Below are 26246 nucleotides of genomic sequence, written 5' to 3' on the forward strand. Positions count from 1 at the left end.
CCCGCCCGACCTTTCCTTGCGTCATCATCCTCAATGAAACCCCGTGAAAATATTGATATCTGGCACGACTTCCATCCCGCCGTGGCGGCGTGGTTCCGCGCCAGCTTTCCCGCCGCCACCGAGGCGCAGCGGCGCGCGTGGCCGCTGATCCAGGGCGGCTCGCCGACGCTGATCGCCGCGCCGACCGGCTCCGGCAAGACCCTGACCGCCTTCCTGGCCGCCATCGACGCGCTGGTGCGCGAGAGCGGCGACACGCCCTTGCCGGACCAGACGCGGGTGCTGTACGTGTCGCCGCTCAAGGCGCTGTCGAACGATATCCGCGTCAACCTGCTGGCGCCATTGGAAGGCATCGACCGCGAGCTGGCCGCGATGGCGCTGCCGCCGCACGGCATCCGCGCCGCCGTGCGCACCGGCGACACCACCCAGGCCGAGCGCAACGCCATGCGCCGCCGGCCGCCGCACATCCTGGTCTCGACGCCGGAGTCGCTGTACGTGCTGCTCGGCTCCGACAGCGGACGCGCCATGCTGGCCGGCGTGCGCACCGTGATCGTCGACGAGATCCACGCCGTCGCCGGCGGCAAGCGCGGGAGTCATCTGTCGCTCAGCCTCGAACGGCTCGACGCGCTGTGCAAGGCGGGCGGGCAGCGCGCGCCGGTGCGCATCGGCCTGTCGGCCACGCAAAAGCCGCTGTCGGCGGTGGCGCGCTTCCTGGCCGGGGGTGATAACGACTCCGGCCGCGATTGCGCGGTGGTCGACGTCGGCCACGTGCGCGCCCGCGACCTCGGGCTGGAACTGCCGCCGGTGCCGCTGGAGGCGGTCATGCCCAACGAGGTGTGGGAGCGCGTCTACGACCGGCTGGCCGAATTGACCGTCCTGCACCGCACCACGCTGGTGTTCGTCAACACCCGGCGCATGGCCGAACGCATGGCGCGCCACCTGGGCGAGCGCCTCGGCGCCGAACACGTGGCCGCGCACCACGGCAGCCTGGCCAAGGAATACCGGCTCGACGCCGAGCAACGCCTCAAGCGCGGCGATCTGCGCGTGCTGATCGCCACCGCCTCGCTGGAGCTGGGCATCGACATCGGCGACGTCGATCTGGTGTGCCAGATCGGCTCCCCACGCGGCATCGCCTCGTTTTTGCAGCGCGTGGGCCGCTCCGGCCACCACGTCGGCGGCCTGCCTAAGGGCCGCCTGTTCCCCACCTCGCGCGACGACCTGGTCGAATGCGCGGCGCTGCTCGACTGCGTTCGCCGCGATGAACTCGACGCGCTGCGCATCCCGGTCGCGCCGCTCGACGTGCTGGCGCAGCAGATCGTCGCCGAAGTGGGCGGACGCGAATGGCGCGAGGACGAGCTGTTCGACCTGGTGCGCGGCGCCGCGCCGTACGCGGCACTGGAACGGACACGCTTCGACGCCGTGCTGCGCATGCTCACCGAAGGCTACACCGGCCGCCAGGGCGTGCGCGGCGCCTACCTGCACCGCGACGCCGTCAGCGGCACCGTCCGCGCGCGGCGCGGCGGCAAGCTGACCGCCGTCACCTCCGGCGGCACCATCCCCGACAACGCCGACTTCACCGTGGTGCTCGAGCCGCAGGGCCACAACATCGGCACCGTGCACGAGGACTTCGCCGTCGAGAGCCTGGCCGGCGACGTTTTCCAGCTCGGGAATACCTCCTACCGCATCCAGCGCGTGGAGGCGGGCAAGGTGCGGGTCGAGGACGCCCACGGCGCCGCCCCCAACATCCCGTTCTGGCTGGGCGAGGCGCCGGGTCGCAGCGACGAACTGTCGGCCGGCGTGGCGCGCCTGCGCGGCGAGATCGACCGCCTTCTCGGCGAGAAGGAAGGCGGCGCCGCCATCGACCATGCCACCGACTGGCTGTTCGAGCACCTTGGTCTGAACGACGACGCCGCCGGCCAGATCGTCGACTACCTGGCCCGCGCGCGCTCCGCGCTCGGCGCGCTGCCGACCCGCGACATCCTGGTGATGGAGCGCTTCTTCGACGCCTCGGGCGGCATGCAGCTGGTGCTGCATTCGCCGTACGGCAGCCGCATCAACCGGGCCTGGGGACTGGCGCTGCGAAAGCGCTTCTGCCGAACCTTCAACTTCGAGCTGCAGGCCGCCGCCACCGAGGACGCGATCGTGCTGTCGCTGTCGGACACCCACAGCTTTCCGCTCGACGAGGTGTGGCGCTACCTGCGCTCGGGCAGCGCCGAGCATGTGCTGATCCAGGCGCTGCTCGACGCGCCACTGTTCAACGTGCGGTGGCGCTGGAACGCCACGACCGCGCTGGCCCTGCCACGCTACGCAGGCGGCCGCAAGGTCGCGCCGCAGCTGCAACGCATGAAGAGCGACGACCTGCTGGCCGCCGTCTTCCCCGACCAGGCGGCGTGCCTGGAGAACATCGTCGGCGAGCGCGAGCTGCCCAGCCATCCGCTGGTCGACCAGACGCTCGACGACTGCCTGCACGAGGCGATGGACAGCGAGGGCTGGCTGGCCCTGCTGCGCCGCATGGAGGCGGGCGAAGTGCGGCTGCTGTCGCGCGACCTGCCGGCGCCTTCGCCGCTGGCGATGGAAATCCTCAACGCCCGGCCCTACGCCTTCCTCGACGACGCCCCGCTGGAGGAACGCCGCACGCAGGCGGTGGTCAACCGCCGCTGGACCGATCCCGCCTCCACCGACGACCTGGGCGCGCTCGACGCCGGCGCCATCGAGGCGGTGGCCGCCGAAGCCTGGCCCGGCCCGCGCAACGGCGACGAAATGCACGAGGCGCTGATGTCGCTGGCCTGCATCACCGAAGACGAGGCGGCGGCCGGCGACGGCTGGCGCGTGCTGCTGGCGGCACTGGCCGCCGGCGGCCGGGCGACGCGCCTGCACGGCGGCGGCGCCGACCTGTGGGTGGCGCTGGAACGCCTGGCGTGCCTGCGCGCGGCCTACCCGGACGCCGTCGCCACGCCGGCGCTGGCGATACCGGAGCGCCTTGCGGCCAACGACTGCGACGAGCCGTGGACACGCGACGACGCGCTGGTCGAGATCCTGCGCGCGCGCCTGAGCGGCTTCGGCCCGCAACCGCTGGCCGCCATCGCCGGCCCGCTCGGTCTGCCGGAGGGCGACACCGCCATCGCGCTGGCCCGGCTCGAAAGCGAAGGCTATGTGATGCGCGGGCGCTTCACCCCCGGCGCCACTGGCGAGGAATGGTGCGAACGGCACCTGCTGGCGCGCATCCACCGCTACACCATCAAAAGCCTGAGGCGCGAGATCGAACCGGTCGAACGCCAGGATTTCATGCGCTTCCTGTTCGAGTGGCAGCACCTGGCCGAGGATGCGCGGCTGCGCGGCAGTGAGTCGCTGCCCACGATACTGGCGCAGCTGGAGGGCTACGAGGCGGCCGCCGGCGCCTGGGAAAGCGAGCTGCTGGCGCTGCGCATGGAGGACTACTCGATGCTGTGGCTCGATGACTTGTGCCGCGCCGGCAAAGTGGTCTGGACGCGGGTCGGCGCGCCGGCCAGCGCCGCCGGCGGCCCGGTGCGCGCCACGCCGCTGGTGCTGCTGCCGCGCCGCCAGCTCGGCCTGTGGCACGCGCTGCCGGCCGTCGCCGCCGAGGTGGAGGTGTCGCCGCGCGCGGCACGCGTGCTCGAGGCGCTGCGGCGCGAGGGCGCCATGTTCTTCGACGAGCTGTCGCGCGACGCCCGGTTGCTGCCGGTCGAACTGGAAACCACGCTGGGCGAGCTGGTGGCGACGGGGCTGGTCAACGCCGACAGCTACGCCGGCCTGCGCGCCATGCTGCTGCCGGCGGCCAAGCGCGCCACCATGGACAAGCGCCGCCGCCGTGGCGCCGGCCCGACGATGGAGGAAGCGGGCCGCTGGGCGCTGGTGCGGCGCGCCGACGGCGTCACCATCACCGAGCGCTTCACCGGGTTGACCGTGGACGGCGGCGGCGCCGACGACAATGATGCGGCGGCCACGCCCCCGCCGGCGGCGCAGGCGCGCAAGCCAGCGACTACACCGGTTGCGCGCAGGCCGCGCACCGATCCGCAAACGCTGGAGCACATCGCCATGACACTGCTGCGCCGCTACGGCGTGATGTTCTGGCGCCTGCTCGAGCGCGAGGCCGCGTGGCTGCCGGCATGGCGAGAACTGCTGCCGGTGTACCATCGGCTGGAGGCGCGCGGCGAGATTCGCGGCGGCCGTTTCGTGGCCGGCCTGTCGGGCGAGCAGTTCGCGCTGCCCGAGGCGATTCCGCTGCTGCGCGAGATGCGCCCCCGGCCGCACGACGGCGGCTTTGTCGGCATCTCCGGGGTCGACCCGCTCAACCTGTGTGGCACCCTGCTGCCGGGCGATAAGGTGCCGGCGCTGGCCGGCAACCGCGTGCTGTTCCGCGACGGCCTGCCGGTGGCCGCCATCGTCGCCGGCAAATTCCGCTACCTGCAAACGCCCGACCCGGCCGAGCGCGAACTGCTGCACGCCCAACTGGTCGCGCGCCGATAGCGCGGCGCGACTTTGCGTCAACATGTGACTTGCATTAAATACTTTAGTTTCCGGCAAGAATCGTGTCGAGCTCTTCGTTAGGGTTCGATACGATGGCGGTTCAGCATCAGCTATCACAAAGGACACACATGGAATACTCGGACCTCAGCATCGCCATTCAGATCCGCACGCTTGCGGCGATCCGCCAAGCAGAAACCCTGCGCGCGCGCGGCAACATCGCCCCGGACAGCGCCGAGGGCCGAAAGTGGGTCGAGGAAAATTCGTTGATGACGTTCGTACCGCTCGTCATCAACGAGTTAAAGCAAATCACCGAAATCATCAAGCAGGAATACTGACAACCTCTTTCAGCATCGGTTTACGCTCATTCCCGTGACAGCCATCTGGCCCCCCACCGGGAGAGCAGCGGCATGAGCCAATACACCATGATGGCTGAGATCGTCGCTGCGTTTAACGCCATCACAAAAAAACCTGGCAAAGCCGGCATCAGGGCACGCGCCAGCGCTCCGACCGAAACGGGGATCAGCGCAGTGAGAGGAAATACCGCCAAGGTCGACAGCACCCATTGCTTCCAGCGTCTCGGGACGGCGGCTCGGCGGGGCGCGGCAAACCAAAATTCATTATCGTCGTGAACCTGGTATCTGTCCTCCTGTAGAAGCCAGGGCTGCACCTGCCTTAGCAGCGCCGCGCGGACGCCGGACTGCAGCCACGCCTCTGCGTCGGCGCCGGATGAAAATCTCAGTATCACGACGTAGCGCAAACCTGCACCGACCGGCCTGATGATATCCGTCGCCAAATATCCCTTGAAGCGTTGGTGTGCCTCTGTCGCGGTGTCGATCCACGACTCGTAACTGGCATGGCGGTCCGGCGCGACGTCGTGAACGATCACGCTGGTACCCTGGCTCGCTGTGTGATATGCGTCCACTGTTCCGCGCCGCTCAGTAGTGCTTTCCTACTTCAAATGCCGGCAGATCCGGGTCGGTCTTCACCGTCCAGCTGCCGCCCTGCCTGAAGGACGAAGCAGACGCGTAGGTATCCTCCATGAACTGGAAGTAAACGATTTTCCCGTCCTTCACTTTTGCATGGATCGAGAATGGCGAACGGAAGGAGGTGCCGACGGCTACCGACCGGTAAGTGAATGCGCCGAACACGGCGACGTCGTCACCCGCACCGAAGATGTCGATAATTCCGAACTCCTCGATCGTCCAGAACCTGGCCACGCGTGCGAAGGTGCTGCTAAAACCCTCCGGACCTTTGGATGTACCCGCCCAGGGTTCGATCTGCTTTAGCTCCGGATTATCGAAATTTAACGAGACGTAGGTCGCGTCGGGCGCGACCAAACGTTTTGAAGCGGCCTCGACTTTTTCCGGTGCTGTATTTTCAAGAAACTCCTTGAGGACCTCGATCGGGTCACGATAAACCGTGTTTGCGGCACTCGCAATAATTTGCTTCGACATTTACTTTTCTTTCGTTAAATTTGAAGACGGCGGCGTCAAAGGACGCGATTCAACACACGTCCGAATTCGGTCTTATCGACGTTCTTCACACCATGTTCCTCGAAGTGCTTGATATGTGGACCATGTTCATGATGCTTCGCGCGCGCTTCGGCGGACGACCACTCTTCTACCAATACAAAATGGCCGGGGGCGTCCTTATCTTCCAACAAGTCGTAACGGATATTGCCATCTTCGTTGCGGGAAGGCTCGACCAGCCTGGAAAGATCAACACGGAGTTCGTCCGCCTTACCCTCTTTGGCCTTCAATCCGAAAACAATAAATAATGTACTCATCAAGGTTCCCAAATAGTTGATTGGTAGCGATCGCGTTCGCGATCGCCACCATGGATGTCCGCTTACTTCTTACCGGCTTCCTGCAGCGCCTTTTCAGCGTTGAAGCCGTCGTAGTTCTCGAATACGCCCATGAATCCTGGTACCGTCGCTTCACGTGCCCAGTCACGCTGAAGCTCGCAATACAGCTGAACGCGGCTGATGAGCTTTACGCCTGCCTGCTCCATGCGACGAAGCGCTGCCTCGTGCGCGGCAACCGAGGTGCCGCCGACGGCGTCAACCACCACATAGACTTCGTAGCCTTCCTGAATGGCGTCAAGCGCAGGAAACGCCAGGCATACTTCCGTCCACAGCGCGGTCATGATCAGCTTCTTTCGGCCGAAGGCCTTCACCGCGTCTTTGAACTCCGTGTCCTCCCAGGAGTTGACCGTAGTACGGTCGTAGGTCGGCAGGTGGCCGAGCACCTCCTGCAGGCCGGCAATCGGAGGCTGGTTACGGCCCGACTTGACGTTGACGGTCGTGTGGACGATCGGCAGCTTGTAGTTCACTGCCGCCTTGGCGGTGCTGACGATGTTGAACACCAGCTCGTCGCGCGACATCGAGCGGATGGACGATACCTGAACGGGCTGATAGTCGATGACGATGAACATCGAATTTTCGGGCGTCAGCAGGTGGTCGGTTTGAGGGTTGCGGATTTTTTCAGATGCCATGATATTTCTGCCTTATCGGTTGGGTGAAATCAAGAGTGCCAGCGTACCAATGTCGGTGGTAGCGCCGGTTAGTGCGACGCTGTTTCCAGCAAAGTGGAACAGCGTTTATCCGCTGCGCGCTGATGGGAAACGCACGCGCCAGCGAGCGTCTTGTTAAAACGCTCGACGAGCAGATCGGTCAGGATGCGAACTTTGCTCGTTGTCCGCTGGCCAGGGGGTCTCACGACATACGCGCCGGCGGGCGGTATCGGATGCTTCCGCATCACGGGCACGAGCTCACCCGCATCCAGGTGCTGTTGAACAAGGACTGTGGGAACCCGCGCGATACCCAGCCCCGCCAATGAGGCGGCGATCAACGCCGTGCCATTGTCGGCTTTGAAGCGCCCTTGCGGCCGTAGCGAGACGATGTTTTCTCCGTCCATGAATTGCCAGGCGTCGGTGCCGCGCGTCAGGGCCTGATGGTCCATCAGCTCCGCAATCGACTCGGGCGCCCCATGTGCTTTGACATACTCCGGACTGGCCACGACTGTGCAACAAATAGGCCCAATATATCGGGCCACTAAATTCGAGTCTGGAAGAACACCAAGTCGTATAGCGCAATCGTAGCCCTCCGTAACGAGATCGACGACATGGTCGCTGTAGCAGGTGTGGATATGAAGCAAGGGGTGGCGCCGCGCCATTTCGGCAAGTATCGGCGCGAAGTGAGTCGGGCCGAAAGCGAGCGGCGCGGATATGCGCAGGCGTCCGCTGAGCTCCCCCACGGGCTGCATCGTTTCCTTGCCGAGTTCGATCTCGGCACAAGCCCTGGCCGCGTAGTCCCGAAAAGTGAGGCCAGCCTCCGTCAATGCCGCGCCGCGTGTTGTGCGCGAAAGCAATTGCATTCTCAACTCGTCTTCCAGGCGGGCGAGACGGCGGCTGACAATCGACTTGGACACGCCAAGCCGAAATGCGGCGGGCGAAATGCCGCCAGCATCTGCAACTTCGACAAAGGTCTGTAGCTCTTCGATATCCAATTTTTCCTGCTCCTGTTTCAGTAAAAACGTCTTCTTCGCACGCTAACGATCTGCCAATTTCCCCGGTACCGACCGAAATCGATGTTAGCATGCTGATTTGAGAACTTGGACGCCGTAAAGAGAACCTATCGTTCTCTGGCAGAGAACATGAATAATTCATTTGAAGAGTTGCGCACGTTTGTCGCAGTTGTTCGCGGGCGTACCATCAGCGCCGCCGCGCGCGAACTGGGAGTGGTGAAATCGGCCGTGAGCCGCCGCCTGTCAGACCTTGAAAACAGGCTCGGCGTCCGGCTGATCAATCGCACCAGCCGCACCCTCACCCTGACCGACAGTGGTGCCGAACTCTATGAGCGGGCGCTGCGGCTGATGGCGGATCTGCAGGATGCCGAACAGGCGGCCTCGCAGGGCGCCTTCAACGCCATCGGCACGTTGCGCATCTCTGTGCCGGTGTCATTTTCGGCCCACTGCCTGGCCCCTGTGCTGCATCAGTTCTTGACGCAAAATCCGCAATTGGATCTGGAAATCGACACCACCGACCGGCAAGTCGATCTGGTACGCGAGGGCTACGACCTCGCCCTTCGGATCACCAAGCTGAAAGATTCTTCACTGGTCGCGCGTGGTATCGCACCGATACATCATGCGCTGTGCGCAAGCCCCGCTTACATTTCGCAGCACGGTGCCCCGCGCACGCTGCAAGACCTCGCGCACCACAAGTTGATTGCATACACATTTACCGAGCCTCGGGATCGCTGGACGTTCAAGAATGGAGAGCAGATAAGTATCACGCCGAACGTGAGGATTTCAAATGGCGACTCGATCAGGGAAGCGATCATCGGCGGATACGGCATCGCCTATCTGCCGACGTTTATCATCTACGACGCGGTGCGCGAAGGGAAATTGAAAATCCTGTTACCGGAGACCTTGCGCGAGCCGCTCGGCTTAAGCGCCGTCTACCCGTCGAGCCGCCATGTCGCCACCAAGGTCCGGCGCTTCGTCGACTTCTGCGTCGCCCAGTTTGGGGATAGACCGTTTTGGGACGACATCATCATCGCGCGTCCGTGAAACGGTCCGATGTCGCCCCTCGGCCTACAGAGGTTAGTCTCTCGTCGAACTGAGGTAATTCCACACGCCGGAGATGACGACCGAGCCTTCGCCAACCGATGCGGCAACGCGCTTGGCCGAACCGGCGCGGACGTCGCCGACGGCGAAGACGCCCGGGCAGGAGGCTGCGTAGGCCGACGTGCCCTGCACGTCGCCTCCGGTCAGCACGAAGCCCTTGTCATCGAGCTGCACCAAGTCTGCAAGCCAAGCGGTATTCGGCACGGCGCCGACCATCACAAACAACGCGCAGGTGTCGACCATCTCCTCCGCATCGCCTTTGCGGATGGTCACCGCTTCCATCCTGTCATCGCCATGCACGCCAACCACCTGGGCGCCGTATTCGATCGTGATGGCGGGATGGGCTTCGAGGCGGGACGAGAGGTAGCTCGACATCGAGGCGGCCAGCGACTCGCCACGGACCAGCAGACGAACCCGGGCGGCGACGCGGCTGAGAAACATCGCGGCCTGTCCGGCGGAGTTACCGCCGCCGAGCACGATCACTTCCGCGTCGTGGCAGTAGCGCGCCTCGTTCTCGGTGGCGGAGTAGTAGATCCCGGCGCCCTCGAATTCGGCGAAGCGCTTGATCGGCAGGCGGCGATACTGCACGCCCGTCGCGATCACCACGGCGCTGGACCGGACCCGTTTTCCGTTATTGAACGTGGCGCAAAAACCGCCGTCGTCGAGTTTCTCCAGGAAGTCGACGCGCAGCGGCATGGCGAACCGCGTACCGAATTTCATCGCCTGTACCTGTCCGCGCCAGACCAGGTCCGCGCCAGAAATACCGGTCGGGAAACCCATGTAGTTCTCGACCCTGCTCGACGTACCGGCCTGGCCGCCGATCGCAATGTCCTCGACCACCAGCGCGCTGAGCCCCTCGGCGCCCGCGTAGACGCCTGCCGAGACGCCTGCCGGGCCACCGCCGACGATCAGCACGTCGACCGCTTCGTCGTGTATGAGGTCCTGGTTCAGTCCGATCAGCCGGGCAATCTTCGCCGGCGTGGGATCGGTGACGACCATGTCCTTGCCGAAGATCACGGCGGGTTGGTCGGGATCGGCGGAGGCGCCCAGCGCCACCGTCCGCGCATCGGCGCTGCCAAGCGTGTGGGAGACATACGGGACCCGGTTGCGACTGGCAAATTCGGCAATGCATCGGACGCCCCGGTGCGACTCCTCGCCGATCAGCACCAGGGAGCTGAGTCCGGTCTCCAGCTGCCGCCGGCGCCGCGCGGCAAGCACCGTGATGATAATGTCCGACATCTCGGGGAAGTGCGCCATCAGCTTCAGCATCTCGTTGCGGGACACCTGTATTACCCTGGTGTCCTGCGCCGCTCGAAACGCCATCGACCAGCTGCCGCCGGCAAGGAGCGAAATCTCCGCCATGAACTGGGTTGGTCCGAGCGTGGCGGCGATTAATCGCTCGCCGGTGAGGGCGTTCACAACTTCGATCTCGCCTTCCTCGACATAGACGAAATGCTCCACTGTCTCGCCGGGCCGGACCAGCACGGCGCCTGCCGGATAGCGGATTTCGGTGCCCGCGCTGCGGATCGCGGCAACGTGCGATTCCGCCAACGGGGTCCGCTGCAAGGTCAACAGGTCCTGCCCGATTTTCTCCACGCCCAACTCCTAATTTGTGTTATCAAAGAATCACTGGCAAGCCCGCTGTCGACCTTGCGGCACGAATGAAACCAGCCGAAGAAAATATTGCCATGCCAGCCATAGATGCACTAGTGCCATAAGCTGCCATGCAGTGTCGCAGATTCGGGAACATACAAATTGTTGCAGGACCAGATTCAGGTGCGGTTGACCGAAACGCCACCGTCGGCCATCAGGCAGGTGCCGGTGGTGAAGCTCGACGCGTCGGAGGCCAGATACAACGCCGCCCGCGCGATTTCCTCCGGCCGCGCCAGCCGCTTGAGCGCGTACAGTCCTTCGACAAAGGCGCGCACTTCCGGCGTATTGCAGACGGCGCGCCCCATCTCCGTATCCGTGCCACCGGGCACAAGGACGTTGGCGCGGATGCCGCGCGCGCCGTATTCCACCGCGATCACCTGCATCAGGCCGGTCAAGCCGGCCTTGCTGGCCGCATACGCCGCCATGCCGGGAAAGCCGGCCGTGTGGCCGACGAAGGTGGACGTGAAGATCAGCGAACCGCCGCCCCGCGCCAGCATCGCCGGAATCTGGTGCTTCGCGCCCAGGAAGGCGCTGGTCAGATTGGTGGCAAGCACCGCGTCCCAGTTGGCGACGGACAGATCGGCCGTCGGCGCCGCCTCGCCAGTTGTGCCGGCGTTGTTGAAGGCGATATCGAGCCCGCCGAAGCGGCCAACCGCCACCTCCACCAGCGCGCGCGCCACCTGTTCGTCCTGGATGTCGCCGGCGACGGCGACCGCCGTCCCGCCGTCCCGCTCGATCTCGTCCACGAGCGCGTCAAGCTCGGCCTGTCTGCGCGCCGTCGCCACCACGCGCGCGCCCTGCCGCGCGAACAATTTGGCCGCCTCGTAGCCAATGCCGGAACTGGCCCCGGTGACGATCGCCACTCTTTCCGCTAACTGACTCATGCTGTGCTCCCTGTTGGGTTGATGGAGCTTGCCAGCATAGGAGCGCAGGTGGCGCCGGGCTATCCGTTTCTTGCTGCGGTAGTCCCGGTCGCAGGCTTACAGCACGCCGGCCAGCACCGGGTCGGTGCGGCTGTCCCGCCCCGTTTCCACGTGGCCGGCGACGCGGCGCAGCCATGTCGGATCGGCATCGCAGGTGACACTGAAATCGTACCATCCGAAGCTGCCCGCCAGCCCGCACGGCACCAGCAAGGTCTGGCCGGCCACCACGCGGTGGCTGGCGGCCGGCGCGCCATAGGCATTGTCGGTGATGATGAAGCGGCAGGCCTTGCGTCCTTCCAGATTCGACAGCACCAGGCTGATGTCGCCATTGATCCGGTCGTAGCGCGTCAGCAGTTCCGGACGCGCGCCGCCGGCGATGGCGAAGCGGCCCTTGAACTGGCGCATATAGCCATTGGCGCCGTGCGCGCTGAGGTCATAGCCGGTGCTGGTCCAGTTCCACATTTCACGGTCGATTTCCTTGCCCGCTTCGACCGTGTAGTACCAGGGTCCGTCCTTGCGCACGCCGGAATACACGATGAAGGCCGCGCCGGCCTGGCCGCTGTTGGCGAAGCTTAGCTCGAACTGACCCGCGCCGGCCAGGCGTCCCTGCACCGATAATTCATACGGCAGCGCGCAGGCGGTGCGCGGTCCGCCGGCCGTCCCGCCCAACTCCTGCCGGGGCAAGGTTTGCTCGGCCGGCGGCACCGGATACGGCTTGCCGGCGACGCGCCGGTCGGCCGCCGTCTTCGGCACGCTGGCAGGCCAGACGCTGTTCGGCGTGCGGAAATCGAAGGCCGACGTGAGGTCGCCGCAGACCGTGCGCCGCCACGGCGAGATCAGGTCGCACCGGACCTTGTCGCGTGCCTCGCCGCGCGCCACCAGCCACTCCTCCAGGAAGCGCAGCTTGGAGGTATGGTCGAACAGCTGCGAGCATACGCGCCCGCCTTTGCTCCACGGCGAAATCACCAGCATCGGCACGCGCGGGCCCAGTCCCACCGGCTCGCCGCGATAGGTCTCGTGGATGCCGATGGCGGGCAAGGTGGTCTCGCCCATGGCGGCGTTGAGTGGCGCCATGTCGGAGGGCACGTGGTCGAAGAAGCCGTCGTTTTCGTCGTACATCAGCAGGAACACGGTCTTGGACCAGACCTCCGGATTGGCCACCAGCGCGGCCAGCAGGCGCGCGGTGATGTTCTCGCCGGCGTTGGGCGAGTTGGGCGAATGCTCGGTGTAGTCGTTGGGGGAGCAGATCCACGACACCTGCGGCAGGCGGTTGTTGCGCACGTCGTCGGCGAAGGCGTTGACCAGCCAGTCGCCGGTCGTACCGGCGGCGTTGGCCGCGGTGGAGCCGGGCGCCAGCGCGCGGCCCTTGCGGTAAAGGGGCGAGTCGGCATCGAGGCGGCTGCCGTCGGCGTTGACGCGGAAGTTCCTGAAGTAGGCCAGGTAGTTGTCGCCGTAGTTGTCCCACTCCTGGTAGACCTTCCAACTGACCTGGTTCGCCTCCAGCACCTCGGCGTAGGTGCGCCAGTTGGGCGCGCCGGCGATGACGCCGGGGGAGATATCGTCCAACGCCGGATCGCCGTTGAAGCGCTCCGACTTGTCGACGTTATACAGCTTGCCCATATTGTCGATCCAGCCCTGGTTGCTGCCGGTGAGCGAATACAGGCGGTTCGGATCGGTGGCGCCGAACACCGAGCAGTGATAGGCGTCGCAAATGGTGAAGGCGTCGGCCAGCGCGTAGTAGAACGGCAGGTCGCCGCGATCGAAATAACCCATGGACTGCGGCGTCTTTTTCTGGACCCACGCGTCCCAGCCCTGCCACGTGCTTTGCGACCCTTTCCAAGAATGGTCGGTGCCGAGCGACAGCGCGCTGGTGTTGTTGGCATCGAAGTGGAAGGGCAGAACATGGCCGCCCTTGCCGTCTGGCTGATACCACACCGGGCGGCCGTTGGGCAGTGCGATGGCGCGCGGATCGTTAAACCCGCGCACACCCGACAAGGTGCCGAAATAATGATCGAAGGAGCGGTTTTCCTGCATGAAGATGACGACATGTTCGACGTCCGCCAGGGTGCCGGTGGCGTTGTTGGCGGGGACGGCCAGCGCCTGGCGGATCAGATCGGGAAACGTGGAAGTGGCGGTCACGCCCGCGCCGGCGGCGGCGAGGCGGAGGAATTTGCGGCGGCTGATGGACATCGAAGGCTTTCTGTTGCACGACAAGGACGTGCCGATCGCAAGATCATAGCCACCAAATATGACAGGCCTATTGCATAAAACCCCGGGGGTCAAGTCTAACATTCATACACGAACTGATCCTCTCCATTGCCCCCGAGGTCAAGTCTGTCATTCGGACACGAGCTGATCCGCTTCATGGCTTAGCTCGTGTCCGAATGACAGACTTGACCCCGGTGTTTGGTGTTTTACCAGCCGAACTTGAGCTCCATGCCGAGGTAGTTGGCGCTGCCGCCACCGGCCGCGCGCAGGCTGTCGCCGGCTCGGAAGTGCACCGCTTCCAGCGACGCCGTTACGTTCGGGCTGACCACCCAGTCGGTGCGCAGCTGCGCGTAGGCGCCGGTCCAGCGGCTTCCCTGCCCCGCCGTGCGCGGCACGCCCGCCATGCTTTGCACGTACACTGCGTCGCCGGTGGTCTGGCGCCATTGCAGCCCGAGCGCCGTCGTCACGCTGAGCGCCTTCACCGGCTTGACCGTCAGCGACGGTTTCAGGTGTATCAGGTTGCTGTAGCCGGTGAGGCCGGCCAGCGAAAAATAGTAGCCATTGGCGAACAGCGGATTGAAGGTCCCCAGCTTGCCGTCGCCGGCGTGCTTGTCGCCGGAGGCCATGTCGAACTGCACGCCTAAGCGCGGCGTCCAGGGCGTCGCGGCGAAGGTGTAGCCGGCGATCGAGCCGATCGCCCAGGACGACACGCGCTTGGCGCCAACCTCGCCATGCTGCAGCATGCCCTCCACGTCCCAGTCGGCGTTGCCGGTCTTGCCGTTGTAGCGCAGGTCGTAGACATCCCGGCGCTCGTCGCCCTGCGCGTCGAGAAAACGCGCGCCGTCGCGCCGGTAGCGCGAGTAATAGCCGGACAAATCGCCCGGGCCGAGGCCCTGCCGCTCCAGGCGCAGGCCGTTCAAGGTCAGGTGGCCGTTGGAGTAGTCGTCGAAGCTGTCGACGCTGCGGTTCTGCACCGGCTGCGTGACGTAACCGATTACGCGCCACGGTCCGTGCTCCCAGTCGGCCCAGACGCCATCGAACGCCTGCCGTACGTTCGGGCCGTCGCGCACGGCGATGAAGCGCTGCAGGTCGAAGGCCATTTCCTGGCGTCCCGCGCGCACTTTGATTGCCCCGTCGGCGGTGGGCACGGCCACGGTCACGAACAGCTGCTCGACATCAAGCTTGTCCTTGTCCGGTGGGGCGATCGACTGTTTTTGAAAGGCGCGCGCGTCAACCAGCTGGCCGAACACCTGCACGTAGCTGCCAAGCCGCAGGTCCGCGTGCACATTGGCGCGCTGGATCACGTAGCCGTCCGCCGGGGCGCTGCCGGCGCCGAACAGCGGCGTGGCGATGTGCTCATAGCGTTCACGCAAACCGCCACCGAGCGACAGATATGACGAGCCGTCCGCACCCAGCGGGATGTATTTCAGGCCGTCGAGCGGCTGGCGCGGCAAGCACGGATCGGCCAGCACGCCCCAGTTCTCGTTCCAGCGGTTGAAGTTCACCGACGGGCGTTTGACGTCGCAGGGCGGCGCGGCATCGACAGGGGCCGCCGCCAGCGTCTGCGCGCCGGCGGCGGCACCGGCGACCAGCGCCAGCACGCCACCGCAGCGGCGCAGCGCGTGACTAGTGCGCGGCATCGTGGATCTCGCTGATGTAACCGCCCGGGAATTGCAGCATCGCGCTGGCGTTGCCCTTGCTGGTCTTGTACGGCGGCGACAAAACATTCACGCCATTGGCGGCCGCCTTGGCCAAGGTGGCCGCCATGTCGTCGACCTGATAGCCGGTGGTCTCGCGGCCGAACGGGAACGGCAGCTTGCCGTCGCTGACGAACACCGTCATCTTGCCGAACTTCGACGTCAGGTGCACGCGGCGAATCTTTTCGCCGGCGCGGCCGATCTCACCGCCGTCGACCTGCTCGTCGCTGGCCACTTTGGCGTGCGCGAACTGCTTGAACTGGCCGATGAATTTGTCGGCCGACACGCGCGAGACGTACACGCGATTGTCCGGCACCGAGTGCAGCGGCGCGTACGACGGCGCCTTGGTGTGCCAGTACAACTGCATATTGACGCCGCCGGCCCACTGGATCAGCACATCCTTGCCGATCGGGTCGTCGAACGGTTCGACGGTGACGTCGGCGCCCGCCTCCACCGCCGCCTTGGTGGCATCGTTGATGTCGGTGACCAGGTAGCCGGTGCGCTCGGTGCCGAAGCCGTACGGAATCGGCGTCTGGAACGCGAACACCGACAGCATGCCCACCGGCGTTTGCACGTACTGCGACGCGGTCTTGCTCGGCGTCGGCGTGACGGTGAACACCGCGCGCGGCGATGCCTTGCCGCCGAAGGTGTTGACGAAGCTGGTGACGAAGACGTCGATGTCGGCGTTTTGCACGTACACGTGGGTGGTGTCGTACTGCGGCGCGACGGCGACGTCCGGCGCGGCCATGGCCAGCGCCGGCAGCGCCAGCGAGAAGGCCATGGCGTAGGAGGCGATGCGGGTGCGGATGAAATGCGTTGTCATGTGAGGCTCCGAGAAATAGCGACGGACCGGGGCGGTCCGACCACGGGAAAAGCGGCGCTGTCTGCATCGACCGGGCCGGAATTCGGGTATCAGCAGTGGCGCGGTTGCGCGACTACTACCGATTCACTATACGCAAAGCGCGTGTGAATTTGACCTCCCATCGGATCGGGTCGGTCCTATGCATTTCGTGCCGGCATAGCGCAGTTGACAGCGGATCGGCGCACGTATACGCTGTATACATGGCTGAGCAAACCACATCGAACAAGATTCTGGCCGCCGCGCGCGCGCTGCTGGAAAGGGAAGGCGCCGACGAGGTGAGCATGCGCCGCGTCGCCGACGCCGTCGGCATCACGCCGATGGCGATCTACCGCCACTTCGCCAATCGCGAGGCGTTGCTGAAGGCCGTCGCCGACGCAGCCTTTCTGGAGGTGGCCCAGGAATGGGCCACGCGCGCCCGGCACCCGGATCTGATGCAGGCGTTGCGGCACTCCATGGAAAACTACCTCGACTATGCGCTGCGGCATCCGCATATGTTCGACTTCAACTTCTCGGTGTCGCGCGACGACGCGCGCCGCTTCCCGGAAGACTTCCGCGCCCGCTGTTCGCCCACGCTCAACGTCGTGGCGGACATGCTGACCGAAGCGATGCGCCAGGGCCTGCTGCGCGAGGGCGATCCGTGGGACATCGCCATGACCTTGTGGGCGCAGGCGCACGGCCTGATCGCCCTGTACCGCGCCGGCCGCTTCAGCTATGACGAGGAACGGTTCCGCGCCTTCTACCTGCAATCCATTGGAGTGGTATTTGATGGCATCGTCCGCTAATCGTTCTCTCGCGTGGGCGGGCGCCGCCGCGACCATCCTGTCCGGCGCCGCCTGGTGGTTTGGCACCGGCCTGCATCCTCAAGCGTGGCTGACCTGGCTTGCGCCGTTGCCGCTGTTGCTGCTCGCACCGCGACTGCGCTGGCAATACGCTGCGCTGGCCGCAATGGTCGCGGGCGCTTGTGCGGGGCTGAATCTGTGGCACTACCTGATCGATATTATCGGGTTGCCGCTGCCCGTCGGTGTGCTCGCCGCACTCGGGCCTGCCGTAACGTTTGCGCTGGCCTTGCTATTGTTTCGCCGGCTGTGGCTGGTGCGACGGTATGCGGCCGCCGCGCTGGCGTTTCCGTCGGTGTGGGTCACGCTGGATTACTTGTCGTTCCGGGGTTCGCCGCACGGCACCTTCGGCAGCCTGGCCTACAGCCAGCTGGACTTTTTGCCGTTCGTGCAGTTTGCAAGTCTGACCGGTATCTGGGGCGTCACCTTTGTGCTGCTGCTCGCGCCCACCGCCATCGCGGCAGGCCTGCTTTCCGGGCCGGATCGGCAACAGCGACTGCGGGTGACCGGCGCGACGTGCTTGCTGCTCGTGCTGGTGTTCCATTTCGGCTTCAAGCGCTTGGACATGCCGGCAGACGACAGTCTGCGCGTGGGGCTGGTGTCGATTCCCGGGCCGATACGTCCGGCAATGTTGTCGGGCGACGGACAAGTCCTACTCAAGCGTTATCTCGCCGCCATCGATACTCTTGTCGAGCGCGGTGCGCAGGTCGTTGTGCTGCCGGAGACCGTGATCAGCACCGATCAGGCGGCCATCCCCGAGTTTGTCGCCAGCGCGACGCGCAACAAAGTGACGATCACCGCCGGCGTCGCCATCACGGACGCCACGCGGGGGCAGCGCAACAGCGCACTGGCCTTCCTACCCGACGTGGCGGAGCCCGTCTCCTACGCCAAGCACCACCTGATTCCGGGCTTCGAGGACGAGTACCAGCCGGGCGCGGACTACACCATGCTTCCCGGCACGCGCACCGGCTTGGCGGTATGCAAAGACATGGATTTCCACGACACCGGCACCGCCTATTCCGACCGGGCGGCCAGGCTGTTGCTGGTGCCGGCATGGGACTTCGCGGCGGACGGACGGATGCACAGCCGGATGGCCGTCATGCGCGGCATCGAAAGTGGATTCGCCGTCGCGCGCGCCGCTCTACGCGGCAACCTGACCTTGTCGGACAATCGCGGCCGCATCGTGGCGGAAACGTCGGATGAGCTTGGTGATGCCACCTTGATTGGCGAAGTGGCGTTGCATGATACGCGTACCTTGTATGCGCAGTGGGGCGACTGGTTCGCCTGGCTGTCCATCTGCACCTTGGGCGCGGCCCTGGCCTTGTCGCGCGGAAAGCAGACCTGATTCCACATGGCATTCCTTCATACAACACCACCGCGGAGCGCCTGCGCACAACAGTGACTTAGCGTACAGAACAGCTAGTCGCGACGTTGCACACTCGACCTCAAACTCACCACAAGAGGCGACACATGCGACACAAATTTGCCGGCGCGACACCTGCCATCCTCGGCGCCGTGCTAATGGCTTGCTCCGGCTTTTCCCATGCTCAACAAGGCGACGGCACGCGCGTGGCGATCGCCGCCGCCATCGTCAAGCCCGACAAGGTCGAGGCGACGCCCGAGCGCATCGCCGCCATCAAGGCGCCTGCGGGTTTTACGGTGACGGCCTTTGCCACCGGGCTGAAAAATATCCGCATCGTCGCCGTCGCCCCCGACGGCACGATCTACGTCAGCCGGCGCGACCAGGGTGACGTGCTGATGTTCAAGGACGCCAACGGCGACGGCCGCGCCGACGGGCCGCCAGTCACCGTAGCCAACCGCGCCGGCGCGCACGGCCTGGCGATCCGCAACGGCAAGCTCTACCTGGCCACGGTGAAAGAGGTCTTCGTCGCCGACATCCTCGGCGACGGCAAGCTTTCTCCGTTGAAGCTGATCATCGGCGATCTGCCGGACTCGGGCCAGCATCCCAACCGCACGCTGGCCTTCGGCCCGGACGGCATGTTGTATATCAGCGCGGGATCGACCTGCAACGTCTGCAACGAGAGCAATCCGGAAAACGCCACCCTGCTGCGCGCCACGCCGGACGGTAAGCAGCGCACCATCTTCGCGTCGGGGCTGCGCAACACCATCGGCTTCGACTGGCACCCGCGCACCGGCGAACTATGGGCGCCCGACCACGGCATCGACTTCCTCGGCGACGACGACCAGCCCGAAGAGCTCAACAAGCTAGAACTGGGCAAACAGTACGGCTGGCCGCACGTCTATGGCGACGGCAAGATCTACCCGCAAAGCACGCCGGTTGGCGATATCACCAAGCAAGAATGGAAGGCGCGCAGCGAGCCGATGGTGCTCGGCTACACCGCCCACTCGGCGCCGATGCAAATGCTGTTCTATCGCGGCAGCAATTTCCCGTCCGAGTACCAAGGGGACGCCTTTGTCACCATGCGCGGCTCATGGAACCGCAGCGCCCCGTCCGGCTACGAAGTGGTCCGGATCCGGTTCGCCGACGGCCAGGCCAAGTCGATCGAACCGTTTGTCACCGGCTTCCTGACGGACGGCGGCAAGACCCACATCGCGCGTCCGGTCGGGCTGGCGATGGCCAAGGATGGTTCCCTGCTGATGGCTGACGATGGCAATGGTGTGCTTTATCGCATTGCCTACTCGGGCAAGGATAAGGGATCGGCCCCGCTGCCGCCGCCACCGGCCGGTCCGATGCAGCAGCAGGCGCAGAAGGGAAACAATGTGCCCCTCGCGCTGACACGGGCGCCATCCAGGGGCGACGCCAAGCTGTCCGTGCGCAGCCCGGCATTCGCCGGCGGCGCGCCGATGGCCGCCAAGTACAGCGAATATGCCGAGGGCGTGTCGCCGCCGCTGACGTGGGCAGCCGTCGAGGGCGCCAAATCCTATGTCGTCATCGCGGAAGACCCGGACGCGCCGCAAAAACCGTTTGTGCATTGGCTGGCGTGGAATATTCCGTCATCGGTCACCGCCTTGCCCGAGGGATTGCAGGAGCAGCCCCGCCTGACCGAGCCGGAGGGCGTGCTCCAGGGCAGGAATACGCGCGGGTCGCTCGGCTACTACGGGCCCCGTCCGCCGGTCGGCGATCCGGCGCACCACTATCACTTCCAGCTATTCGCGCTCGATACGACACTGACGCTTCCGTTCGGCGCGGATCGCGACCAACTGCTACAAGCGATCCAGGGCCACGTTCTGGCCAAGGGCGAAGTGGTCGGCCGCTACGCTCAGTCGCAACAACCACCGAAGTAACCATCCCCCAACCAAAGGAGACACCATGAAAACTACGCAATTTCTGACCGCATTGACCCTTGGCATCGCCTTCGCCCATTCCGCCTCCGCACAGACGGTATCGAAAGCCGACACCGACCGCCTGAACGCCATCGCGCAAGCCAACATCGCCGAAATCGAAACCGGCAAGATCGCGCTGGAAAAGTCCAGCAACGCCGACGTCAAGCAATTCGCGCAGTCGATGATCGACGACCACAGCAAAGGCCTCGAGGAAACCAAGAAAGTGGCCGCCGCCAAGAAGCTGACCTTGCCGACGGAGCCCGATGCAGAGCACAAAAAGATGGCCGAGAAGCTCAAAACCCTATCCGGCGCCGCCTTCGACAAGGAATATGTGAGCAAGGCCGGCGTTGCCGACCATGCGAAGGTGCACGCCGCGCTGAAACAAGACATCGCCAAAGCGCAGGACGCGGACGTCAAGGCGTTGGCGACGAAGCTTGAGCCGACCGTTGCGCATCACGGCGAGATGGCCAAAAAGCTCAACGCGGCGATCAAGTAATCGCGCACGTTTTACAAGCAAACAGGAATGGGAGGACACCTCTTTTTGAGCCATCCGGCGGCGCATTGGCGTGTGTCGCCGATCTGGAGTACGGGGCAGGAGAGCAGGCGGGTTAGAATAAAAAAAGATCTAGCGGCAGGGCAGCTACTTATGCCACTTACTCCGCTGGAGGGTCCAAGCCTCTTAACAGCCCATCCGTCGCAAGAATGTCCGTCACTGTCTGTTCTTCGATGGCATACACTCCACGCGCGGCGCGCCAGACCAATTTCTTCTCCTGAAGAGCAAGGAGTGCTTGTTGAACGCCGGGCACATCGATTCGTACATCGTCCTCGGTTTCGTCCGCCAGCTGTAGACCCCTCCGGTATAGCTCCATGGTCGAAGCCTCGAACGGCGCGTAGTCGCTGCCGGTCGCGGCCATCACACGCAAGACCACTTGTTGGATAGGGGTCAAACTACGGATCACCTTCCGTTGTACCTGATTAATTTCAGTTGCCAGATCGCGGACCTCGTTTTCGAACATGTCCGGGCCGGTATCCGCACTGATTTCGAAATTGAACCGCAGCGTGTCGGCTGCAGAACCCAACAATTCAGGGCGATAACCGGCCTCCACAAAAAGGGGCCACACCTTTTCCGGGAACAGTGGGAATGGAAGTTCCGCTTTCTGACAAAACCACTCGATAAAATCTTTCCCGAGCATAGGGAAATTGACCATCGGCGCACCGTAAAACGCTTGGTCCTTACTATTTCGAAGCATGGCCAGCTTGTCACGGTTCGAGCCGGTGCAGACTACCCGCAAGCCGTGGTGATGCGAACTGTTTAATTCATCGCGCGCCGCCTTCAAAGCAAACAGGGCTGCAATACCGGGGTCGGTCGTGATTGCATGTTGAGCCTCGTCGATGATCAGGACGATCGCCTGCCTGGTTTCATCGGATAGCGCCACAAGCGCTTGGGTCAGAGATACGTCCTTCCCCAATCCCACGCGGTCGAGGTCAAAATTGACAGCACCGCCAACAGCGATCTTGCTCAGCCCGGATGCCTTAGCCAAGCGCATGACAACACCGGCTTTCGTTGCAAGCGAAGCTCGAAGGGCCGCGACAATGACCTCTCCGGGATCTGTTGTCGGATTGGCCCACAAATCGGCGTAGACGACGAGGGCGCCTGCACGCTCGAAAGCCGGCCGCAGGTCTTCACGGACGAACGTCGACTTGCCGGTGCGGCGCGGCGCCGCGAGAAACACACCCGAGCTGGCGGCGCTACCGACTGCGACAGTCAACACTTGCTTGGCAAGCCTCTCCGCCAACACAGCCCGGTGGAACAACTCTGGTGCGTGGGACATGATGACATCTCCCTCTTTATAGAAAACTATAGAGGAATTATAGACCGATTATTTTTGCTGTCACTGGCGGCATAGATGTAAAAACGCCCTGCAAATCAAAGACTTGCAGGGCGCGCACACTTGTCGCCGGAGTTGAGCATCAGAACGGAATGTCGTCATCCATATCCGAGAAGTTCGGCGCCGGCTTCGGTGCCGGACGTGGCGCCGGAGCGGCCATCTGCGGACGCGGAGCCGGAGCCTGACGCTGCGGCGGGGCCGATTCGTAGCCGCCACCATCATCCATGCCGCCGCCATCGCCCATGCCTTGACGGCCACCCAGCATTTGCATTTGCTCGGCGATGATGTCGGTCGCGTATTTCTCTACGCCATCTTTATCGGTGTACTTGCGGGTCTGCAGGCGGCCTTCAACGTAGACCGACGAACCCTTCTTCAGGTATTGGCCGACGATTTCCGCCAGGCGGCCGAAGAACGAGATGCGGTGCCACTCGGTTTGCTCTTTCTGCTCGCCGGTGTTGCGGTCCTTCGATTTGTACGATGTCGCCACGGCAATGTTGGCGATCGCGTCACCGCTAGGCATGTAGCGAATTTCCGGATCGCGACCCAGATTGCCGACGATGATGACTTTGTTGACTGATGCCATTTATAAAACTCCTGAGTAACGACGGCCGCGCTTTGCGGGCTGTTTTTTGGAATGCTAAACGCGGATTATAGCATCGCCAGCATGGCAAATTCCTGTGTCCTTGGCGGCTCGTGGCGGATTACGGCGTGCCGCCTAATCCGCCCTACGTGGTTTAACTCACCCACGCGCAATCGGGCTGGCGATTTCTGACAGGGCGTTGAAACGGCGCAAGAAAATACTGGTATTATATACAGTGTCAAGCCCGGCACGTTCGATGCACATCAAGCCCGGCGCAAGTATATCCAAACCCGGCTATAGTTACGGGTTGACTCTAAAGGCCAAATCAATGGAACAGATCCGCATCCGCGGCGCACGCACGCACAACCTCAAAAACATCAATCTCGACCTCCCGCGCAACAAGCTGATCGTGATCACCGGCCTGTCCGGCTCCGGCAAGTCGTCGCTCGCCTTCGATACGCTGTACGCAGAGGGCCAGCGCCGCTATGTGGAGTCGCTGTCGGCTTACGCCCGCCAGTTCCTGCAGCTGATGGAAAAGCCGGACGTCGATCTGATCGAGGGCCTGTCGCCTGCCATTTCGATCGAGCAGAAGGCCACCTCGCACAATCCGCGTTCGACGGTCGGCACCGTGACCGAAATCCACGATTATCTGCGCCTGTTGTACGCGCGCGTCGGCACGCCTTATTGCATCAACCATCCGGACCAGGCGCTGGCCGCGCAGACGGTGTCGCAGATGGTCGACGCGGTGCTGGCCATGCCCGACGATACCAAGTTGATGATCCTGGCGCCGGTGGTGGCCAATCGCAAGGGCGAGCATTCCGACCTGTTCGAACAAATGCAGGCGCAGGGCTTCGTGCGCTTCCGCGTGCAGAGCGGCACCGCCGCCGCGAAGATCTATGAAGTCGACGACCTGCCCAAGCTGAAGAAAACCGAAAAGCACACCATCGACGTTGTGATCGACCGCGTGAAGGTGACCGCCGAAATCAAACAGCGCTTGGCCGAGAGCTTCGAGACCGCGCTACGCCTGGCCGATGGCCGCGCCGTGGCGCTGGAGATGGATAGCGGCACGGAGCACGTCTACTCCAACAAGTTCGCCTGCAACACCTGCGGCTACTCGCTGCAGGAGCTCGAGCCGCGCCTGTTCTCGTTCAATAACCCGATGGGCGCGTGCCCGGAGTGCGACGGCCTCGGTCACATCGAGTTCTTCGATCCGAAGCGCATCGTCGCCTTCCCCAACCTGTCGCTGGCTTCCGGCGCGGTCAAGGGGTGGGACCGCCGCAACCAGTTCTATTTCCAGATGCTGTCCAATCTGGCGGCTTACTACGAGTTCGATCTGGACCTGCCGTACGAGCAGCTGCCGAAGACCGCGCAGGAAGTGATCCTGCACGGCTCGGGCAAGACGCATATCCCGTTCACGTATGTGAATGAGCGCGGCCGCACCGTCGTCAAGGAACACGCGTTCGAGGGCGTGGTGACCAATCTGGCGCGCCGCTACCGCGAGACCGATTCGATGGCCGTCAAGGAGGAACTGGCGAAGTTCATCAACGAGAAGAAGTGCCCGGCGTGCGAAGGCGCGCGCCTGCGCATCGAGGCGCGCTACGTGAAGGTCGGCAGCGGCAAGCAGGAAAAGGCCATCTACGAGATCGCCGAGAAGCCGCTGCGCGAGACGCTGTCTTTCTTCGAGCAGCTGAAGCTCAAGGGTTCGAAGAAGGAGATCGCCGACCGCGTGGTCAAGGAGATCATCTCGCGCCTGAAGTTCCTCAACAACGTCGGCCTCGATTACCTGTCGCTGGACCGCAGCGCCGATACGCTGTCGGGCGGCGAGGCGCAGCGTATCCGCCTGGCGTCGCAGATCGGCTCCGGCCTGACGGGCGTGATGTACGTGCTCGATGAGCCATCGATCGGCCTGCACCAGCGCGACAACGACCGCCTGATCGAGACGCTCAAACACCTGCGCGACATCGGCAACAGCGTGCTGGTGGTGGAGCACGACGAGGATGCGATCCGCACCGCCGACTTCATCGTCGACATGGGCAAGGGCGCCGGCGTGCATGGCGGCGACATCATCGCCCAGGGCACGCTGAAGGACATCCTGAAGAACAAGCAGTCGCTGACGGCGCAGTATTTGAACGGCACGCTGAAGATCGCGGTGCCGAAGAAGCGCCACGTCGCCGATCCGGACAAGCAGCTGGTCATCACCGGCGCCACCGGGAACAATCTGAAGAAGGTCAACCTGCACCTGCCGGTCGGCCTGATGACGTGCGTGACCGGCGTTTCCGGTTCGGGCAAATCGTCGCTGATCAACGATACGCTGTATCCGGCGCTGTCGCGCCACCTGTATGGTTCGCAGACCGAACCTTCGCCGCACGATTCGATCAGCGGCCTGGAACACTTCGACAAGGTCATCGCCGTCGACCAGGCGCCGATCGGCCGCACGCCGCGCTCCAATCCGGCGACGTACACCGGCTTGTTCACGCCGATCCGCGATCTGTTCTCGACGGTGCCGGTGGCGAAAGAACGCGGCTACAGCGCCGGCCGATTCTCGTTCAACGTCAAGGGCGGCCGCTGCGAAGCGTGCCAGGGCGATGGCGTGATCAAGGTGGAGATGCACTTCCTGCCGGACGTCTACGTGCCGTGCGACGTGTGCCACGGCAAGCGCTATAACCGCGAGACGCTGGAAGTCCAGTACAAGGGCAAGAACATCACCGAGATCCTCGACATGACGGTGGAGGACGCGCATGAGTTCTTCAAGCCGGTGCCGCTGATCGCGCGCAAGCTGCATACCTTGCTGGACGTGGGCCTGGGCTACATCAAGCTCGGTCAAAGCGCGACCACGTTGTCGGGCGGCGAGGCGCAGCGCGTCAAGCTGTCGCTGGAGCTGTCCAAACGCGACACCGGCCGCACCTTGTACATCCTGGACGAGCCGACCACCGGCCTGCACTTCCACGATATCGATCTGCTGATGAAGGTGATCCACCGCCTGCGCGACCAGGGCAACACCCTGGTCATCATCGAGCACAATCTGGATGTGATCAAGACCGCCGACTGGGTGGTCGATCTGGGACCGGAGGGCGGCGCGGGCGGCGGCAAGATCATCGCCGCCGGCACGCCGGAGGATGTGGCCAAGAACCCGGCCAGCGTCACCGGCAAGTATCTGGTGCCGCTGCTGAACTAATCGGTCA

The 26246-nt window shown here is 64.2% G+C and carries 20 protein-coding genes; 8 read left to right on the forward strand and 12 right to left on the reverse strand.

Annotated elements, in window-relative coordinates; all coding sequences use genetic code 11:
• Positions 1 to 33 precede the first annotated feature (33 nt).
• Complete coding sequence (locus NHH73_00455) at positions 34 to 4485, forward strand: DEAD/DEAH box helicase (GenBank protein USX26803.1); 4452 nt, start codon at positions 34 to 36, stop codon at positions 4483 to 4485.
• 128 nt (positions 4486 to 4613) lie between these two features.
• Positions 4614 to 4820: a hypothetical protein gene (locus NHH73_00460; protein ID USX26804.1), complete on the forward strand. Its 207-nt coding sequence runs from the start codon at positions 4614 to 4616 to the stop codon at positions 4818 to 4820.
• A 26-nt stretch (positions 4821 to 4846) separates the two neighbouring features.
• Here NHH73_00460 and NHH73_00465 read toward each other — a convergent pair whose 3' ends face one another.
• The 5 genes from NHH73_00465 to NHH73_00485 form a co-directional block, all read right to left on the reverse strand.
• Positions 4847 to 5371, reverse strand: coding sequence for a hypothetical protein (locus tag NHH73_00465; protein ID USX26805.1), 525 nt, complete (start codon positions 5369 to 5371; stop codon positions 4847 to 4849).
• Between the two features lie 49 nt (positions 5372 to 5420).
• Positions 5421 to 5939, reverse strand: coding sequence for a nuclear transport factor 2 family protein (locus tag NHH73_00470; protein ID USX26806.1), 519 nt, complete (start codon positions 5937 to 5939; stop codon positions 5421 to 5423).
• 35 nt (positions 5940 to 5974) lie between these two features.
• Positions 5975 to 6271 carry an antibiotic biosynthesis monooxygenase gene (locus NHH73_00475; protein USX26807.1) on the reverse strand — a complete coding sequence of 99 codons (297 nt, stop codon included), beginning with the start codon at positions 6269 to 6271 and terminating at the stop codon, positions 5975 to 5977.
• 62 nt (positions 6272 to 6333) lie between these two features.
• Complete coding sequence (locus NHH73_00480; GenBank protein ID USX26808.1) at positions 6334 to 6978, reverse strand: hydrolase; 645 nt, start codon at positions 6976 to 6978, stop codon at positions 6334 to 6336.
• A gap of 68 nt (positions 6979 to 7046) precedes the next feature.
• A complete protein-coding gene (locus tag NHH73_00485; GenBank protein USX26809.1) occupies positions 7047 to 7991 on the reverse strand; it encodes a LysR family transcriptional regulator in 945 nt (314 codons plus the stop codon).
• A 147-nt stretch (positions 7992 to 8138) separates the two neighbouring features.
• Between NHH73_00485 and NHH73_00490 the strand changes: the two genes are divergently transcribed.
• On the forward strand, positions 8139 to 9053 hold the full coding sequence (locus tag NHH73_00490) for a LysR family transcriptional regulator (GenBank protein ID USX26810.1): 915 nt from the start codon (positions 8139 to 8141) through the stop codon (positions 9051 to 9053).
• A 33-nt stretch (positions 9054 to 9086) separates the two neighbouring features.
• Here NHH73_00490 and NHH73_00495 read toward each other — a convergent pair whose 3' ends face one another.
• The 5 genes from NHH73_00495 to NHH73_00515 form a co-directional block, all read right to left on the reverse strand.
• Positions 9087 to 10706: an FAD-dependent oxidoreductase gene (locus tag NHH73_00495; protein USX26811.1), complete on the reverse strand. Its 1620-nt coding sequence runs from the start codon at positions 10704 to 10706 to the stop codon at positions 9087 to 9089.
• Between the two features lie 176 nt (positions 10707 to 10882).
• Positions 10883 to 11647: an SDR family oxidoreductase gene (locus NHH73_00500; GenBank protein USX26812.1), complete on the reverse strand. Its 765-nt coding sequence runs from the start codon at positions 11645 to 11647 to the stop codon at positions 10883 to 10885.
• 96 nt (positions 11648 to 11743) lie between these two features.
• Entirely contained in the window at positions 11744 to 13876 is a 2133-nt protein-coding gene (locus NHH73_00505; protein ID USX26813.1) for a phospholipase C, phosphocholine-specific, read from the reverse strand.
• Between the two features lie 224 nt (positions 13877 to 14100).
• Entirely contained in the window at positions 14101 to 15534 is a 1434-nt protein-coding gene (locus tag NHH73_00510; GenBank protein ID USX26814.1) for an alginate export family protein, read from the reverse strand.
• Positions 15521 to 16414: a glyoxalase gene (locus tag NHH73_00515; GenBank protein ID USX26815.1), complete on the reverse strand. Its 894-nt coding sequence runs from the start codon at positions 16412 to 16414 to the stop codon at positions 15521 to 15523. The genes NHH73_00510 and NHH73_00515 overlap by 14 nt, the downstream gene beginning before the upstream one ends.
• A 239-nt stretch (positions 16415 to 16653) precedes the next feature.
• Between NHH73_00515 and NHH73_00520 the strand changes: the two genes are divergently transcribed.
• From NHH73_00520 to NHH73_00535, 4 genes are all read left to right on the forward strand, one after another.
• The gene (locus NHH73_00520) at positions 16654 to 17235 is read left to right on the forward strand and encodes a TetR/AcrR family transcriptional regulator (GenBank protein USX26816.1); all 582 of its coding nucleotides are present in this window, start codon (positions 16654 to 16656) and stop codon (positions 17233 to 17235) included.
• A complete protein-coding gene (locus NHH73_00525; GenBank protein USX26817.1) occupies positions 17219 to 18634 on the forward strand; it encodes a hypothetical protein in 1416 nt (471 codons plus the stop codon). The genes NHH73_00520 and NHH73_00525 overlap by 17 nt, the downstream gene beginning before the upstream one ends.
• A 125-nt stretch (positions 18635 to 18759) precedes the next feature.
• Positions 18760 to 20556: a YbhB/YbcL family Raf kinase inhibitor-like protein gene (locus tag NHH73_00530; GenBank protein ID USX26818.1), complete on the forward strand. Its 1797-nt coding sequence runs from the start codon at positions 18760 to 18762 to the stop codon at positions 20554 to 20556.
• Between the two features lie 25 nt (positions 20557 to 20581).
• Positions 20582 to 21091 (forward strand): DUF4142 domain-containing protein, encoded by a 510-nt coding sequence (locus tag NHH73_00535; GenBank protein USX26819.1) that lies wholly within the window; start codon positions 20582 to 20584, stop codon positions 21089 to 21091.
• A 157-nt stretch (positions 21092 to 21248) separates the two neighbouring features.
• Here NHH73_00535 and NHH73_00540 read toward each other — a convergent pair whose 3' ends face one another.
• Positions 21249 to 22427 (reverse strand): ATP-binding protein, encoded by a 1179-nt coding sequence (locus NHH73_00540; GenBank protein USX26820.1) that lies wholly within the window; start codon positions 22425 to 22427, stop codon positions 21249 to 21251.
• Positions 22428 to 22566: 139 nt separating this feature from the next.
• Positions 22567 to 23067 (reverse strand): single-stranded DNA-binding protein, encoded by a 501-nt coding sequence (ssb, locus tag NHH73_00545; GenBank protein USX26821.1) that lies wholly within the window; start codon positions 23065 to 23067, stop codon positions 22567 to 22569.
• A 325-nt stretch (positions 23068 to 23392) separates the two neighbouring features.
• Here ssb and uvrA point away from each other — a divergent pair, with 325 nt between their 5' ends.
• The gene (gene uvrA / locus NHH73_00550) at positions 23393 to 26239 is read left to right on the forward strand and encodes an excinuclease ABC subunit UvrA (GenBank protein USX26822.1); all 2847 of its coding nucleotides are present in this window, start codon (positions 23393 to 23395) and stop codon (positions 26237 to 26239) included.
• Positions 26240 to 26246: the final 7 nt, after the last annotated feature.

It is taken from the genome of Oxalobacteraceae bacterium OTU3CINTB1, assembly GCA_024123955.1.
In the GTDB taxonomy this organism is placed as follows: domain Bacteria; phylum Pseudomonadota; class Gammaproteobacteria; order Burkholderiales; family Burkholderiaceae_D; genus Rugamonas.

Coding starts and splice junctions, on each gene's coding strand:
- NHH73_00455 (USX26803.1), top strand. CDS start 34: ATGAAACCCCGTGAAAATATTGATATCTGGCACGACTTCCATCCCGCC.
- NHH73_00460 (USX26804.1), top strand. CDS start 4,614: ATGGAATACTCGGACCTCAGCATCGCCATTCAGATCCGCACGCTTGCG.
- NHH73_00470 (USX26806.1), bottom strand. CDS start 5,939: ATGTCGAAGCAAATTATTGCGAGTGCCGCAAACACGGTTTATCGTGAC.
- NHH73_00475 (USX26807.1), bottom strand. CDS start 6,271: ATGAGTACATTATTTATTGTTTTCGGATTGAAGGCCAAAGAGGGTAAG.
- NHH73_00480 (USX26808.1), bottom strand. CDS start 6,978: ATGGCATCTGAAAAAATCCGCAACCCTCAAACCGACCACCTGCTGACG.
- NHH73_00490 (USX26810.1), top strand. CDS start 8,139: ATGAATAATTCATTTGAAGAGTTGCGCACGTTTGTCGCAGTTGTTCGC.
- NHH73_00500 (USX26812.1), bottom strand. CDS start 11,647: ATGAGTCAGTTAGCGGAAAGAGTGGCGATCGTCACCGGGGCCAGTTCC.
- NHH73_00505 (USX26813.1), bottom strand. CDS start 13,876: ATGTCCATCAGCCGCCGCAAATTCCTCCGCCTCGCCGCCGCCGGCGCG.
- NHH73_00510 (USX26814.1), bottom strand. CDS start 15,534: ATGCCGCGCACTAGTCACGCGCTGCGCCGCTGCGGTGGCGTGCTGGCG.
- NHH73_00515 (USX26815.1), bottom strand. CDS start 16,414: ATGACAACGCATTTCATCCGCACCCGCATCGCCTCCTACGCCATGGCC.
- NHH73_00520 (USX26816.1), top strand. CDS start 16,654: ATGGCTGAGCAAACCACATCGAACAAGATTCTGGCCGCCGCGCGCGCG.
- NHH73_00525 (USX26817.1), top strand. CDS start 17,219: ATGGCATCGTCCGCTAATCGTTCTCTCGCGTGGGCGGGCGCCGCCGCG.
- NHH73_00530 (USX26818.1), top strand. CDS start 18,760: ATGCGACACAAATTTGCCGGCGCGACACCTGCCATCCTCGGCGCCGTG.
- NHH73_00535 (USX26819.1), top strand. CDS start 20,582: ATGAAAACTACGCAATTTCTGACCGCATTGACCCTTGGCATCGCCTTC.
- NHH73_00540 (USX26820.1), bottom strand. CDS start 22,427: ATGTCCCACGCACCAGAGTTGTTCCACCGGGCTGTGTTGGCGGAGAGG.
- ssb (USX26821.1), bottom strand. CDS start 23,067: ATGGCATCAGTCAACAAAGTCATCATCGTCGGCAATCTGGGTCGCGAT.
- uvrA (USX26822.1), top strand. CDS start 23,393: ATGGAACAGATCCGCATCCGCGGCGCACGCACGCACAACCTCAAAAAC.